This is a genomic window from Streptomyces sp. NPDC001056, from assembly GCF_053598955.1.
Genome location: NZ_JBSFLI010000011.1, coordinates 145,030 through 159,059, shown reverse-complemented (window position 1 = coordinate 159,059; position 14,030 = coordinate 145,030). Strand labels below are relative to the sequence as shown.

Annotated in this window: 11 protein-coding genes; 8 read left to right on the top strand and 3 right to left on the bottom strand. The window is 71.0% G+C overall.

All coding sequences use genetic code 11. From position 1 onward, the window contains the following. Positions 1 to 254 precede the first annotated feature (254 nt). Positions 255 to 3,398 (bottom strand): isoleucine--tRNA ligase, encoded by a 3,144-nt coding sequence (ileS, locus tag ACWDD7_RS16085; RefSeq protein WP_351879742.1) that lies wholly within the window; start codon positions 3,396 to 3,398, stop codon positions 255 to 257. A 592-nt stretch (positions 3,399 to 3,990) separates the two neighbouring features. Between ileS and ACWDD7_RS16080 the strand changes: the two genes are divergently transcribed. The 6 genes from ACWDD7_RS16080 (at position 3,991) to ACWDD7_RS16055 (ending at position 9,688) form a co-directional block, all read left to right on the top strand. Then, positions 3,991 to 5,001 (top strand): TraR/DksA family transcriptional regulator, encoded by a 1,011-nt coding sequence (locus ACWDD7_RS16080; protein ID WP_450457748.1) that lies wholly within the window; start codon positions 3,991 to 3,993, stop codon positions 4,999 to 5,001. Between the two features lie 67 nt (positions 5,002 to 5,068). Further along, positions 5,069 to 5,647, top strand: coding sequence for a signal peptidase II (gene lspA / locus ACWDD7_RS16075; RefSeq protein WP_351879736.1), 579 nt, complete (start codon positions 5,069 to 5,071; stop codon positions 5,645 to 5,647). An 84-nt stretch (positions 5,648 to 5,731) separates the two neighbouring features. Next, the gene (locus ACWDD7_RS16070) at positions 5,732 to 6,676 is read left to right on the top strand and encodes an RluA family pseudouridine synthase (RefSeq protein WP_392211221.1); all 945 of its coding nucleotides are present in this window, start codon (positions 5,732 to 5,734) and stop codon (positions 6,674 to 6,676) included. Further along, entirely contained in the window at positions 6,673 to 7,134 is a 462-nt protein-coding gene (locus ACWDD7_RS16065) for a GNAT family N-acetyltransferase (RefSeq protein WP_450457747.1), read from the top strand. The genes ACWDD7_RS16070 and ACWDD7_RS16065 overlap by 4 nt, the downstream gene beginning before the upstream one ends. A gap of 130 nt (positions 7,135 to 7,264) precedes the next feature. Next, the gene (locus ACWDD7_RS16060) at positions 7,265 to 8,851 is read left to right on the top strand and encodes a Na+/H+ antiporter (RefSeq protein ID WP_450457746.1); all 1,587 of its coding nucleotides are present in this window, start codon (positions 7,265 to 7,267) and stop codon (positions 8,849 to 8,851) included. A gap of 96 nt (positions 8,852 to 8,947) precedes the next feature. Next, entirely contained in the window at positions 8,948 to 9,688 is a 741-nt protein-coding gene (locus tag ACWDD7_RS16055; protein WP_351879724.1) for an SDR family NAD(P)-dependent oxidoreductase, read from the top strand. Positions 9,689 to 9,772: 84 nt separating this feature from the next. Here the strand turns inward: ACWDD7_RS16055 and ACWDD7_RS16050 are convergent, their stop codons facing one another. Continuing rightward, entirely contained in the window at positions 9,773 to 10,879 is a 1,107-nt protein-coding gene (locus ACWDD7_RS16050; RefSeq protein ID WP_450457745.1) for a mechanosensitive ion channel family protein, read from the bottom strand. A gap of 175 nt (positions 10,880 to 11,054) precedes the next feature. Here ACWDD7_RS16050 and ACWDD7_RS16045 point away from each other — a divergent pair, with 175 nt between their 5' ends. Continuing rightward, positions 11,055 to 11,633, top strand: a complete 579-nt coding sequence (locus tag ACWDD7_RS16045; protein ID WP_392211226.1) for a dienelactone hydrolase family protein — start codon at positions 11,055 to 11,057, stop codon at positions 11,631 to 11,633. A gap of 26 nt (positions 11,634 to 11,659) precedes the next feature. On the opposite strand, the gene ACWDD7_RS16040 is transcribed toward ACWDD7_RS16045, so the two are convergent. Further along, complete coding sequence (locus tag ACWDD7_RS16040) at positions 11,660 to 13,330, bottom strand: alkaline phosphatase D family protein (RefSeq protein ID WP_450457744.1); 1,671 nt, start codon at positions 13,328 to 13,330, stop codon at positions 11,660 to 11,662. 316 nt (positions 13,331 to 13,646) lie between these two features. Here ACWDD7_RS16040 and ACWDD7_RS16035 point away from each other — a divergent pair, with 316 nt between their 5' ends. Further along, positions 13,647 to 13,973 carry a hypothetical protein gene (locus ACWDD7_RS16035; RefSeq protein WP_450457743.1) on the top strand — a complete coding sequence of 109 codons (327 nt, stop codon included), beginning with the start codon at positions 13,647 to 13,649 and terminating at the stop codon, positions 13,971 to 13,973. Positions 13,974 to 14,030 lie beyond the last annotated feature (57 nt).

The window sequence follows — 14,030 nt, the reverse complement described above, 5'->3', positions numbered from 1 at the left end:
GCGGCCCCGGATCGATGGATCCGGGGCCGCGTCCTTTTGTCTGCGTCCGTGTGTCTGCGGCGCGGTCTTCGTACCGGGGCGCGCTCTACGCGTGGGGCGCGTGGGGCGCGTGGAAGCTTCAGGGGCGCGGGACCGTACCGAAGTGCGGCTCCGCCGCGCGGGCGCACGGTCCGGCTTCCCAACCCCGCCCATGAAGCAGGGCCCGCCCTCCGAAACCGGAGGACGGGCCCTGCTCGGCCGGCCGTCGGCGGCGCTTACGCCTTCCGCAGCCGGAACGTCAGGCTCAGCCCCTCGTCGGTGAAGGCATCCCCATAGCTGTCGTCGGCCTCACCCTGACCGAAGTCGGTCGCCAAAACTTCCTCCGCGATCAGCTCGGCGTGTTCGGACAGCGCCGCGATCACCGCCGGGTCCGTGGACGTCCACCGCAGCGCGATCCTGTCGGCGACATCCAGGCCGCTGTTCTTGCGCGCCTCCTGGATGAGCCGGATGGCGTCACGGGCGAGACCCGCCTGCCGCAGCTCCTCCGTGATCTCCAGGTCCAGCGCCACCGTCGCACCGGAGTCGGACGCCACCGACCAGCCCTCGCGCGGCGTCTCGGTGATGATCACCTCGTCCGGCGCCAGGGTGATCGTCTCACCGTCGACCTCCACCGAGGCCGTGCCCTGCCGCAGCGCCAGCGACAGCGCGGCGGCGTCCGCGGCGGCGATCGCCTTGGCGACCTCCTGCACCCGCTTGCCGAACCGCTTGCCCAGCGCGCGGAAGTTGGCCTTGGCGGTGGTGTCCACCAGCGAGCCGCCGACCTCGGACAGCGACGCCAGCGAGGAGACGTTCAGCTCCTCCGTGATCTGCGTGTGCAGTTCGCGGTCCAGGGTCTCGAACCCGCTCGCCGCGATCAGCGCACGGGACAGCGGCTGACGGGTCTTGACGCCCGACTCGGCACGCGTGGCACGGCCCAGCTCCACGAGCCGGCGCACCAGCACCATCTGCTTCGACAGCTCCGGGTCGATCGAACCGAGGTCCGTCTCCGGCCAGGACGCCAGGTGCACCGACTCGGGCGCGCCCGGGGTGACCGGCGCGATCAGGTCCTGCCACACCCGCTCGGTGATGAACGGGGTGATCGGCGCCATCAACCTGGTGACCGTCTCCAGCACCTCGTGCAGCGTGCGCAGCGCGGCCTTGTCGCCCTGCCAGAAGCGGCGGCGCGAACGGCGGACGTACCAGTTGGACAGGTCGTCGACGAACGCGGACAGCAGCTTGCCGGCGCGCTGGGTGTCGTACCCCTCCAGCGCCTGCGTCACCTGGTCGGTGAGCGCGTGCAGTTCGGACAGCAGCCAGCGGTCGAGCAGCGGGCGCTCGGCCGGCGCCGGGTCCGCCGCGCTCGGCGCCCAGTTCGACGTACGGGCGTACAGCGCCTGGAAGGCGACCGTGTTCCAGTACGTCAGCAGCGTCTTGCGGACGACCTCCTGGATGGTGCCGTGGCCGACCCGGCGGGCCGCCCACGGGGAACCGCCCGCCGCCATGAACCAGCGCACCGCGTCCGCGCCGTGCTGGTCCATCAGCGGGATCGGCTGCAGGATGTTGCCCAGGTGCTTGGACATCTTGCGGCCGTCCTCGGCGAGGATGTGGCCGAGGCACACGACGTTCTCGTACGACGACTTGTCGAACACCAGGGTGCCGACGGCCATCAGCGTGTAGAACCAGCCGCGGGTCTGGTCGATCGCCTCGGAGATGAACTGCGCCGGGTAACGGCTCTCGAACAGCTCCTTGTTCTTGTACGGGTAGCCCCACTGCGCGAACGGCATCGAGCCCGAGTCGTACCAGGCGTCGATGACCTCCGGCACGCGCGTGGCGGTCTTGCCGCAGCCCTCGTGCGGGCAGCCGAAGGTGATCGCGTCGATGTACGGGCGGTGCGGGTCGAGGTCCGACTGGTCGGTGCCGGACAGTTCGGACAGCTCCGCGCGGGAGCCGACGCAGGTGAGGTGGTCGTCCTCGCAGCGCCAGATCGGCAGCGGGGTGCCCCAGTAGCGGTTGCGGGACAGCGCCCAGTCGATGTTGTTGTTCAGCCAGTCGCCGAACCGGCCGTGCTTGACCGTCTCCGGGAACCAGTTGGTCTTCTCGTTCTCCTGGATCAGGCGGTCCTTGATGGCCGTCGTACGGATGTACCAGGAGGGCTGCGCGTAGTAGAGCAGGGCGGTGTGGCAGCGCCAGCAGTGCGGGTAGCTGTGCTCGTACGGCAGGTGCCTGAAGAGCAGACCGCGCTGCTTGAGGTCCTCGGTGAGCTGTTCGTCGGCCTTCTTGAAGAAGACGCCGCCGACCAGCGGCACGTCCTCCTCGAAGGTGCCGTCGGGGCGCACCGGGTTGACGACGGGCAGGCCGTAGGAGCGGCAGACCTTGAGGTCGTCCTCACCGAAGGCGGGCGACTGGTGGACCAGACCCGTACCGTCCTCGGTGGTCACGTAGTCGGCGTTCACCACGTAGTGGGCCGGCTCGGGGAACTCGACGAGCTCGAACGGGCGTTGGTACGTCCAGCGCTCCATCTCGGCGCCGGTGAAGGTCTGCCCGGTGGGCTCCCAGCCCTCGCCGAGCGCCTTGGCGAGCAGCGGCTCGGCGACGACGACCTTCTCCTCGCCGTTCGTGGCGACGACGTAGGTGACCTCCGGGTGGGCGGCGACCGCCGTGTTGGAGACCAGGGTCCAGGGGGTCGTCGTCCACACCAGGAGCGCGGCCTCGCCGGCCAGCGGGCCGGAGGTGAGCGGGAAGCGGACGTACACCGAGGGGTCGACGACCGTCTCGTAGCCCTGCGCCAGCTCGTGGTCGGACAGGCCGGTGCCGCAGCGCGGGCACCAGGGGGCGACGCGGTGGTCCTGGACCAGCAGGCCCTTGCCGAAGATCTCCTTCAGCGACCACCAGACCGACTCCACGTACTCCGGGTCCATGGTCCGGTAGGCGTCGTCCAGGTCGACCCAGTAGCCCATGCGGGTCGTCAGCTCGGTGAAGGCGTCGGTGTGCCGGGTCACGGACTCGCGGCACCTGGCGTTGAACTCGGCGATGCCGTACGCCTCGATGTCCTGCTTGCCGGAGAAGCCCAGCTCCTTCTCCACGGCCAGCTCCACGGGCAGGCCGTGGCAGTCCCAGCCGGCCTTGCGGGCCACGTGGTAGCCCCGCATGGTGCGGAAGCGGGGGAAGACGTCCTTGAAGACGCGTGCCTCGATGTGGTGGGCGCCGGGCATGCCGTTGGCGGTGGGCGGCCCCTCGTAGAACACCCACTCGGGGCGGCCCTCGGACTGCTCCAGGGTCTTGGCGAAGATCTTCTGCTCGCGCCAGAAGTCGAGCACGGCGTGCTCAAGCGCGGGCAGGTCGACCTGTGCGGGCACCTGGCGGTACGTCGGCGCTGTCATCTGCGAGCATCCTCCAACGGACTTTCTGCCTTCCGTCGGAGGGACGAGAGCTTCGATTCCTCACGCCGTGTGCGGCGCGCTCCCGCGGTACCACCCTCCTTGGCCCGCCGCCGCGCCTCAGGCGCCGGTGAGCCCCCTCATTGGGTTCGCGAAACCGGTTCTACTGGCCTGGGCCCTCGGGCTGTGGCGTTCTTCCGGCGGCTCCGGGGTGATCTTCGCATCGCGCTCGCCCCCGGGCTTCCACCGTCCCCGGGTCGCTCTGGGCTGCGTACGCCGCTACTCGTCCCCATCCACGCTTTTCGCTCCGCCCAGTGTACGGCGCCGCGCGGACAGCGGCCGACCGCTTTTCGGGGTGGCGGTGGCCGCGGGTCCGGCCCGGGTGCCGGATGCCCCGAATGGCGCGGGTACGGGGGTGATACCGCGCGGGGCGGATTACCGGGCGGGGAGCTGGGCACAACGGATGCAGGCCCGTCGCGCGGGGGGTGCGGGCGGGCGAATCGGGCGGTGTGCCCCGTTGCCGCGGGAGTCAGGTCGATTTATCGTCCCAGCACGATTCGCGCGCAAGATCACAATATGTGAAGGGGCCGCGGCCATGGTGGCGAAGAGGACCGCGAAGAAGACCGTGGCCGACAGGACGGGTGCCGACAAGACCGCTGCCGGGAAGACCGCCGTCGGGAGGACGGCGGCGAAGAAGGCCGTGGCCCAGAAGGGGGACAGGAAGGCGGTGGCCGGGAAGGCCGCCGCCGAGAAGGGAGCCGCCGTGAAGCCGGTCCTGGAGCAGTCGGGCGTGGCCGGGGAGGCCGCCGCCCACCCGGTGGCGAAGAAGACGGCCGCCAAGAAGACGACGACCACGAAGAAGACGGCGGCCACCAAGAAGTCAGCCACCGGGAAGGCGGCCGCCGGAAAGACGGCTGCGGGGAAGGCGGCCGCCGGGAAATCGGCGGCCAAGAAGCCTGCGGCGAGGAAGACGGCCGCCAGGAAGACCGCGGCCAAGGACACCGCGGCAGCGGGAACCACCGCGGCGAAGGCCGCTGAGACGGCGGCCCCCGACGCGGAGCCGGACGAGAAGAGCAAGGCCAAGAAGGCGGGCGCGGCGCGGGCCGCGGAGCAGACGGGAGCCACGAGCGTGGTTGCGAAGAAGACTCCTGGTACGGCCACGGCGGAGGAGACCGCCCTGCCCCAGGCGCGGCTCGCCGCGGCGGAGCCCGGCGAGCTGGCGGTGCGCCCCGGCGAGGACCCCTGGACCGAACAGGAGGTCGCCGAGGCACGCGCCGAGCTCCAGTCCGAGATGGAGCGGCTGCGGCAGGAGATCAGCTCGTCCGAGGAGTCCCTCGTCGGCCTGATGCGCGACTCCGGGGACGGCGCGGGCGACGACCAGGCCGACACCGGCACCAAGAACATCACCCGCGAGCACGAGCTGGCGCTGGCCGCCAACGCGCGCGAGATGCTCGTCCAGACCGAGCGCGCGCTCGAACGGCTGGACGCGGGCACCTACGGTCTGTGCGAGAACTGCGGCAAGCCCATCGGCAAGGCCCGGATGCAGGCCTTCCCCCGGGCCACCCTGTGCGTGGAGTGCAAGCAGAAGCAGGAACGCCGCTCCTGAGCGTGTGGGGCCGTCCGAGCGTGCCGTAGTCTCGTCCTCAGTCAGGTACCTAGGTCGAGGGACGCACGTGGCAGAGGCGGAGCGCATCATCAACACGCCGGACACCCCGGGGGACGGCGCACAGGAGGCCCCGGAGGCGGCGCGGGACCAGCGGACCGGCCGGGGCCGCCGGATCGCGGTGCTGTTCGCCGTGGCCGCGTTCGCCTACGCGCTCGACCTGATCAGCAAGACGCTGGTGGTGGCCAAGCTGGAGGGCCACGCGCCGATCAAGCTCGTCGGGGACCTGCTGGAACTGCACGCCATCCGCAACCCCGGTGCCGCCTTCGGTTTCGGCGCGGCCTTCACCGTGATCTTCACGCTGATCGCCGCCGCCGTGATCGTGGTGATCATGCGCCTGGCCCGCAAGCTCTACAGCTTCCCCTGGGCGGTCGCGCTCGGCCTCCTGCTGGGCGGCGCGCTCGGCAACCTCACCGACCGGATCTTCCGGGCGCCGGGGGTCTTCGAGGGCCAGGTCGTGGACTTCATCGCGCCCAAGGGATTCGCGATCTTCAATCTCGCCGACTCGGCGATCGTGTGCGGCGGCATCCTGATCGTGCTGCTGTCCTTCCGCGGCCTGGACCCGGACGGCACGGTCCACAAGGACTGACGGCGTGGCCCCGGGGGACCGGGGCGGAGCCGGTTTTCCACAGGCTCGGTCGGGGTCGTTCCGCCCGTCCGGCATACTCGACGGGTGAGCACGATTCCCGAGATCCGTACCCTGCCCGTGCCCGACGGCCTGGAGGGCGAGCGCGTCGACGCCGCCATCTCCCGCATGTTCGGCTTCTCCCGCACGAAGGCGGCCGAACTGGCCGCGACCGGCAAGGTGCAGGTCGACGGCGCGGTGGTCGGCAAATCCGAGCGGGTGCGCGGCGGCGCCTGGCTGGAGGTCGAGATGCCGCAGGCGCCCGCGCCGGTGCAGGTGGTCGCCGAGCCCGTCGAGGGCATGGAGATCGTGCACGACGACGATGACGTGGTCGTGATCGTCAAGCCGGTCGGCGTGGCCGCGCACCCCTCCCCGGGCTGGACCGGACCGACCGTCATCGGCGGTCTCGCCGCCGCCGGCTACCGGATCTCCACCTCCGGCGCCGCCGAGCGCCAGGGCATCGTGCACCGCCTGGACGTGGGTACCTCCGGCCTCATGGTGGTCGCCAAGTCGGAGTACGCGTACACCTCGCTCAAGCGCCAGTTCAAGGAGCGCACGGTCGACAAGCGCTACCACACGCTGGTCCAGGGCCACCCGGACCCGACGAGCGGCACCATCGACGCCCCGATCGGCCGCCACCCGAACCACGACTACAAGTGGGCGGTCACCGCCGACGGCAAGCCCTCGGTGACGCACTACGACCTCATCGAGGCCTTCCGCGCCGCCTCCCTGCTGGACGTGAAGCTGGAGACGGGCCGGACCCACCAGATCCGCGTCCACATGGCCGCCCACCGCCACCCGTGCGTCGGCGACCTGACCTACGGCGCCGACCCCACCCTCGCCAAGCGGCTGCACATCACCCGCCAGTGGCTGCACGCCGTACGCCTCGGCTTCGAGCACCCGGGTGACGGCCGCTGGGTGGAGTTCGCGTCCGACTACCCCGAGGACCTCCAGCAGGCCCTCGACCAGGTGCGTGAGGAGACCTACGGATGACCCGCACCGTCCGGGTCGCCGAGGACCCCGCCGACCTTGAGGCCTGCTTCGCGGTCCGCAAGGAGGTCTTCGTCCGCGAACAGGGCGTGGACGAGACCATCGAGTACGACGCGTACGACGCCGTCGCCGTGCATGTGCTGGCCGTCCGCGCGGACGGAGTGCCGCTGGGCACCGGCCGGCTGCTGACCGGCGAGGCGGCCGTCGCCAAGACCGGCGCGGACCCGTCCGTCGGCTCCCTCGGGCGGCTCGCCGTCTCCCGTGAGGCGCGCGGGCTCGGCATCGGCGCCGCCCTGGTGCGGGCCATCGAGGACGCGGCCCGCGCGCGCGGCCTCGCCGCGGTGGACCTGCACGCGCAGACCCGGGCACTGGGCTTCTACGAGCGGCTCGGCTACGAGGCGTACGGCCCGGAGTTCCTGGACGCCGACATGCCCCACCGGGCGATGCGCCGCGCCCTGTAGCGGTCGGCGAAGGAGCCGGTGAGCGGGGGGCGCGGCGGCACCCCTGGGGCGATGCGCCGAAACGGCCGGTCCCCCGGCGGCATGGCAGGCTTGAAGCCTCTCGTGTCGTCCCGACCCCGGAGCGCCGGTCTTGGATCAGTTGGCTCTGCTGTTCGCCCTGCTGCTCGGGGCCCTGGTGAGCGTCCCGGTGGGCGACCGGCTCGGGGTGCCGGCCCCGGTGCTGATGACGCTGTTCGGCGGGGTCCTCGCGGTGGCCGACTTCGTGCCCAACGTGAACATCCCGCCCGAGCTGATCCTGCCCGGACTGCTGCCGCCGCTGCTGTACGCGGCCGTACGGCGTACCTCCTGGCGGCAGTTCGCGGCCAACAGACGCCCGATCCTGATGCTGGCCGTCGCCCTGGTGTTCGTGACCATGGTGTGCGTCGCCTTCGTCTCCCATGCGATCGTGCCCGGTCTCTCGGTCGCCGCCGCCGTTGCGCTCGGCGCCCTGATCGCCCCGCCCGACCCCGTCGCCGCGACCAGCGTCGCGGGACAACTCGGGCTGCCGCGCCGCCTGGTGTCGATCCTGGAGGGCGAGGGGCTGTTCAACGACGTCACCGCCATCGTGCTCTACCACGTGGCGATCGCCGCCGCGGTGAGCGGCGTGTTCTCGCCGTGGCGGGCCGGTCTGGCACTGGTGCTGTCCGCCGTGGTCGCGGTGGCCGTCGGGCTGCTGCTGGGCTGGGGCGCGAACCGGGTGATGGACCTGCTGGGCGACCCCACCCTCCAGATCGGCATGACCCTGCTGGTGCCGTACGCCTCCTACGTGCTCGCGGAGAAGCTCCAGGGCTCCGGCGTGCTCGCCGTGCTCACCACCGCCCTCTACCTCTCCGAGTACGCCACCGGCGCCGACGACGTGATGACCCGGCTGGCCGGGCACACCTTCTGGGACATCATCGACACCCTCGTCACGGGCGTCGCCTTCGGCCTGATCGGCCTGGAGCTGCACAACGCGATCCGCACGGCCAGCGGACGGTGGGGCGAACTGCTCGGCTGGGCGGCCGCCGTCGCCGGTGTGGTGATCATCGTACGGCTGCTGTGGCTGCTGCCGGCGACCTGGCTGACCAAACGGCTGCACGCCCGGCGCGATCTGGACGAGGAGATCCCGGCCAGCTGGCGGGAGACGGTGGTGATGTGGTGGGCCGGGATGCGCGGGGTGGCCTCGGTCGCGCTGGCGCTCGCCATCCCGCTGAAGACCGATGCCGGAAAGCCCTTCCCGGACCGGGACGAGATCGTCTTCATCGCCTTCGGGGTGATCGTCGCCACCCTGGTGCTCCAGGGGCTCACGCTGCCGTGGCTGGTCAGGCGGCTGCGGGTGCGGTCCGACTCCGGGCGGGAGAAGGAGCACGAGAAGGAGCTGGCGGTGCGCGCCGCCAGGGCGGCCAAACGCCGGCTGCGGGAGATCGAGCAGGTGGAGGAGCTGCCCGAGGACCTGTCCGAGCAGATGCTGCGGCAGGCCTTCGACATCGGCATCCGGATCAGCCCCGACATGGGCGGGGAGGAGCGGCGCGAGGCACAGCACCAGCGGGCCAAGCGGCTGAAGCGGGTCCGGCGCATCCAGGGCGAGATGCTCAGCGCGGCCCGGCACGAGGTGCTGGCGGCGCGCAGCGAGCCGGGGATGGACCCGGAGATCGTGGACCGGATCCTGCGCCACCTCGATGTGCGCAGCATGCGCTAGCGGTGCTCCGCTAGCTGTGTATATCCAGTCATACGAATACATGGCAGCTGTGGACAACCAGAAGCGCGGTCCGCGGCGGACTCCTACTCTCGGATCATGACTCGCAACATCGTGATCAGCGGAGGCGGTACCGGCATCGGGCTGGCGGCGGCGCGCGCCTTCGCCGCGGACGGGGACCGGGTGCTGCTCCTCGGGCGGCGCGCGGAGGTGCTGGAGAAGGCCCGGGTGCCGGGGGCACTCACCCACGCGGCCGACCTCACCGAGCCCGCCGACGTGCGGGGCGTCGCCCGCCTCGTCGCCCGGGAGTTCGGCACCGTCGACGTGCTCGTGCACAGCGCCGGCGGCTCCGGCGGCCTGGAACCCCCGGCAGACAGCGAGGACCCCCTCGACCGGGTGGCCCATGCCTGGACCGTCGCCTTCCGGCTCAACACCCTGACCGCGGCGCTGCTCACCGAGGCCCTTCAGGACCGGCTCGCCGAGCCCGGCGGGCGGGTGCTCTTCCTCAGCTCCATCGCCGCCTACCGGGGCTCGGGCAGCGGCGCCTACGCGGCGTCCAAGGCCGCGCTGCACCCCTACGCCCATGATCTGGCCCGCCGGCTCGGCCACCGCGGCATCACCGTGAACGTGGTCGCGCCGGGCTACATCGAGGACACCGACTTCTTCGGCGGCACCATGTCCGAGGAGCGGCACCGGCAGCTCGTCGCCGAGACGTCCACCGGCCGGGTCGGTGAACCGGGCGACGTCGCCTCGACCCTGCACTGGCTGGCCTCGCCCGCCGCCGGCCACATCACCTCACAGATCATCCAGGTCAACGGAGGCGCGGAACGCGGACACTGAGCCAGGGCGAAAGAGAGCGCCGAGCGAGGAGCCCGAGCCCGGCCGGCGAAGGGAGCCGAACACGATCACCGGTCCGCACCCCGTTCAGCCCCGCCCGGTGCGCGGGAAATCGTAGGCCCGGCGCAGGGAGTCGCGGTCCGGGGAGGGGACGCGGTAGGGCGGGAGCACCGCGTCCGAGGTGTTGACCCGGGGCAGCGCGTAGGGGTGCTCCGCGGACAGCCAGGTGATCATCTGCTCGCGGACGGCGACCCGCACCGTCCAGATGTCGTCCGCGTCCTTCGCGGTCACCAGCGCGCGCACCTCCACGGTGTTCGGGGTGGAGTCGGTGACCACGAGGCCGTAGGCGCGGCCGTCCCAGGCCGGGCACTCGCGCAGGATGTCGCGCAGCTTCTCGCGCATCGCCTCCATGGGCGCGCTGTGGTCGAGGTGCCAGAACACGATCCCGGTCATCTGCGGGGTGCCCCGCGACCAGTTCTCGAAGGGTTTGGAGGTGAAGTACGACACCGGCATGGTGATCCGGCGCTCGTCCCAGGTCCGTACCGTCAGGAAGGTCAGGGTGATCTCCTCGATCGTGCCCCACTCGCCGTCCACGACCACCGTGTCGCCGAGCCGCACCATGTCACCGAAGGCGATCTGGAGCCCGGCGAACAGGTTCGACAGCGTCGACTGCGCGGCCACGCCGGCCACGATGCCGAGGACACCGGCCGAGGCCAGCAGGGAGGCGCCGGCCGCGCGCATCGCCGGGAAGGTCAGCAGCATCGCGGCGACCGCGACCACGCCGACGATCGCCGAGACCACGCGCATGATCAGGGTGACCTGGGTGCGTACCCGGCGGACCCGCGCCGCGTCGTGGTGGGCGCGCGCGTAGCGGCTGTACGTCGTCTCGACCACGGCCCCCGCGATCCGGATCACCAGCCAGGCGGCGGCTCCGATCAGCACCAGGGTCAGGGTCCGTCCGACGCCGACCCGGTGCTCCTTGAGGAGTTCCGCCTGGTCGTAGGAGCCTCTGAGCAGGGCGGAGCACAGGACCAGCTGGTAGGGCACGCGGGCGCGCCGCAGTCGGTCCCACAAGGGGGTCTCGGGGTGGCGTTCGTCGGCCTTGCGCAGCAGCACGTCCGTGGCCCAGCCGATGAGGACGGTCAGGAACACGGACGCGCCGACCACGACCACGGGGCGCAGTACGGTCTCCATGCCTTGGAACGTAACCGGGTACGGCGATCGTGAACCTGTGACGTGGCCCGCTCCGGCGGGGAGGGGGAGGGAGGGCGAGAGGGGAGGGGGGAGGGGGGGAGGGGGGAGGCCCCCCCAGGCGGGCCGAGGCCGGCTGGGATAGGGGCGAGGCGGACGCGGCTGGCACCATGGCCTCATGAACATCATGCTCTTTCACTCGACCTACGGGCTCACGCCCGCGGTGCGTGACGCCGCGGACCGGCTGCGCATGGCCGGCCACGAGGTGTGGACGCCGGACCTCTTCGAGGGGCGGACGTTCGACACCGTCGAGGACGGCATGGAGTTCAGCGACGCGATCGGCAAGGAGGAGCTGCTGAAGCGGGCCGTGCTGGCGGCGGCGCCGTACTCGGGGCGCGGGCTCGTGTACGCCGGGTTCTCGCTCGGTGCCTCCGTGGCGCAGACCCTCGCCCTCGGTGACGACAAGGCGCGCGGGCTGCTGCTTCTGCACGGCACCTCGGACATCGCGCCGAACGCGTACGTGGACGATCTGCCGGTGCAGCTGCACGTGGCCGAGCCGGACCCGTTCGAGACGGACGACTGGCTCAGCGCCTGGTACCTCCAGATGGGCCGGGCGGGCGCCGACGTGGAGGTCTACCGGTACGCCGGGGCCGGGCACCTGTACACCGACCCCGGGCTGCCCGACTACGACGCGGAGGCCGCCGAGGCGACCTGGCGCGTGGCACTCGGCTTCCTCGACGGCCTGCGGTCCGCGTAGCGACCCGTACCGGTGTGAAGGGGGGCTTACACCGGGTCGTAGGAGCGCTCCACCTTCTGCGTGCCGGTGCGGGTGCGGTACGACCGCTCCCAGCGGGCGGTGGCGTTCGGGTCGGTGCGGTCGGACAGGACGTAGTAGTCCATCTGGGCGCGGTCGGCGGTGATGTCGAGCACGCCGAAGCCGTGCCGGTCGGTGTCCACCCAGTGGACGTGCCGGTTGGCGGCCTCGATCAGCGGCGCGGCGACGGCGGAGACCACGCCCTCGGGGACCTTGACGATGTCGTCGAGGTTGTCGGAGGTCACCGAGGTGATGACGAACTCGGTGGCGGCCGACTTCGACAGCGGGTAGGTGCCCGCGTCCACCGGCACGTCGTTGGCCCAGGACATGTGGATGTCACCGGTCAGGAAGACGGTGTTGCCGATGTTGTTCGACGTCAGGTGGTCGAGGAGTTCCCGGCGGTCGTGGGTGTAGCCGTCCCACTGGTCGGTGTTGACGCCTATGCCGTCCTGCGGCAGGTCGAGCAGCTGGGCCAGCGGCTTGAGCAGGTCGGCCGTGAGCGAGCCGATGACGAACGGCGCGATCATCACGGAGTTGCCGACCAGGCGCCACTTGGTGTCGGACGCCTTCAGGCCCGCCTTCAGCCAGTCGAGCTGGGCCCGCCCGGTGATGGTGCGGCTCGCGTCGTCCACCGAGCCGCTGGTGCCGGCCACCTGCTGGGAGCGGAAGGAGCGCAGGTCCAGCAGGGAGAGGTCGGCGAGCTTGCCGAAGCGCAGCCGGCGGTAGGTGGTGCCCTCGATCGCGGGGCGCACCGGCATCCACTCGAAGTAGGCCTGCTTGGCGGCTGCCTTGCGGGCGGTCCACGTGCCCTCGGCGCCCTCGGTGTGGTTGACCGCGCCGCCCGACCACGCGTTGTCGGCGAACTCGTGGTCGTCCCAGATCGCGATGACCGGCGCCTTCAGGTGCAGGGCCTGGAGGTCGGCGTCGGTCTTGTACTTGCCGTGCCGGGTGCGGTAGTCGGCGAGCGTGATGATCTCGTTGGCGGGGGCGTGCTGCCGCACCACCGTGCCGCGGGCCGCGTACGCGCCGGACTTGTACTCGTAGATGTAGTCGCCGAGGTGCAGCCAGGCGTCGAGGTCGTTGCGCGCGGCCAGGTGGCGGTACGAGGAGAAGTAGCCGGCCTCCCAGTTGGCGCAGGTGACCACGCCGAAGCGGAGCCCGGGGACGTCCGCGGTGGCGGCCGGGGCGGTGCGGGTGCGGGCGACCGGGGAGTCGGTGCCGCCGCAGGAGAAGCGGAACCAGTAGTCGGTGGCCGGCTGGAGGCCGCGGATGTCGGCCTTCACGGTGTGGTCCGAGGCGGCCGTCGCGGTGGTGGAGCCCTCGGCGACGATCTGGGTGAGCGCCTTGTCCTTGGCGACGACCCAGCTCACGACGGTGTCCGGGCCGATGCCCGAGCCGGGGGTCGCGTCCGGGGTCGGCGTGACCCGGGTCCACAGCAGGATGCCGTCGGGCAGCGGGTCACCGGAGGCCACGCCGTGCAGGAAGGCGGGGGCCTGGCCGGCGGCACGCGCCGGAAGAGCGGCGGCGAGTGGCCCGGCCAGCACAGCGGTCGCCGCCGCGGCCTTGACGACCGTACGGCGGCTGGGGGAAAGGGAGTTGAGGCCCTGGGAGGCCGGCAGTGATCTGATTCGACTGGTCACGGCCGATCAGGTTACCGAGCGGTAGAACAAAGGGCGGGCGAACGCGGAAAGTTCGCCCGCCCTTCACTCGACGGTCGGTTATCGGCTGGCTGTCAGGTCACACTCGGATGCCTTTTGTGTAAATGTCCGCCAAAGGTGTTTTTGGGAACTTTATATTCCTTCGACGATTGCCGACGGCGAGGTATGGTTGCTGATCATGAACTAGTGCATTGACCAGCACTAGGGGATTCAGCCTCATTCGGTTGAAAATTGAAAAAAGGGGGAGATTGTGGCTATCAAGGCTCTGCGGTATGCCGGAATAACTTCCGGCGCTCTCATGGCCGCCCTGGTCATGGGTGCGTCGCCTGCTTTCGCCAGCTGGAGCGGCAGCGTGACGACGACCGACAGTCACGACGGGGGCTACGCGCACTACGAGGCGTCGAACAAGACCGTCGCGGTGTGTGACCACAGCTCGGACGGTATGCGGGCCGTGGCGCGCATCGGGTCGGCGCCCTGGTTCGCCGACGCGAACGGCAACAACAACGTGTGCGTCTCGAAGAAGTTCAATCTGACCAAGGACATGAACTACAAGTTGGAGGTATGCCTGCAGGACGGCGCCTCCGGTCCGCGGAAGTACTGCAACTCGACTTGGGTCGAGTTTTAGTCACCCGCTCCTCGTCCTCATGCGAAAACGGAGTGTCCCGGCCTCTTCCGGTCCGGG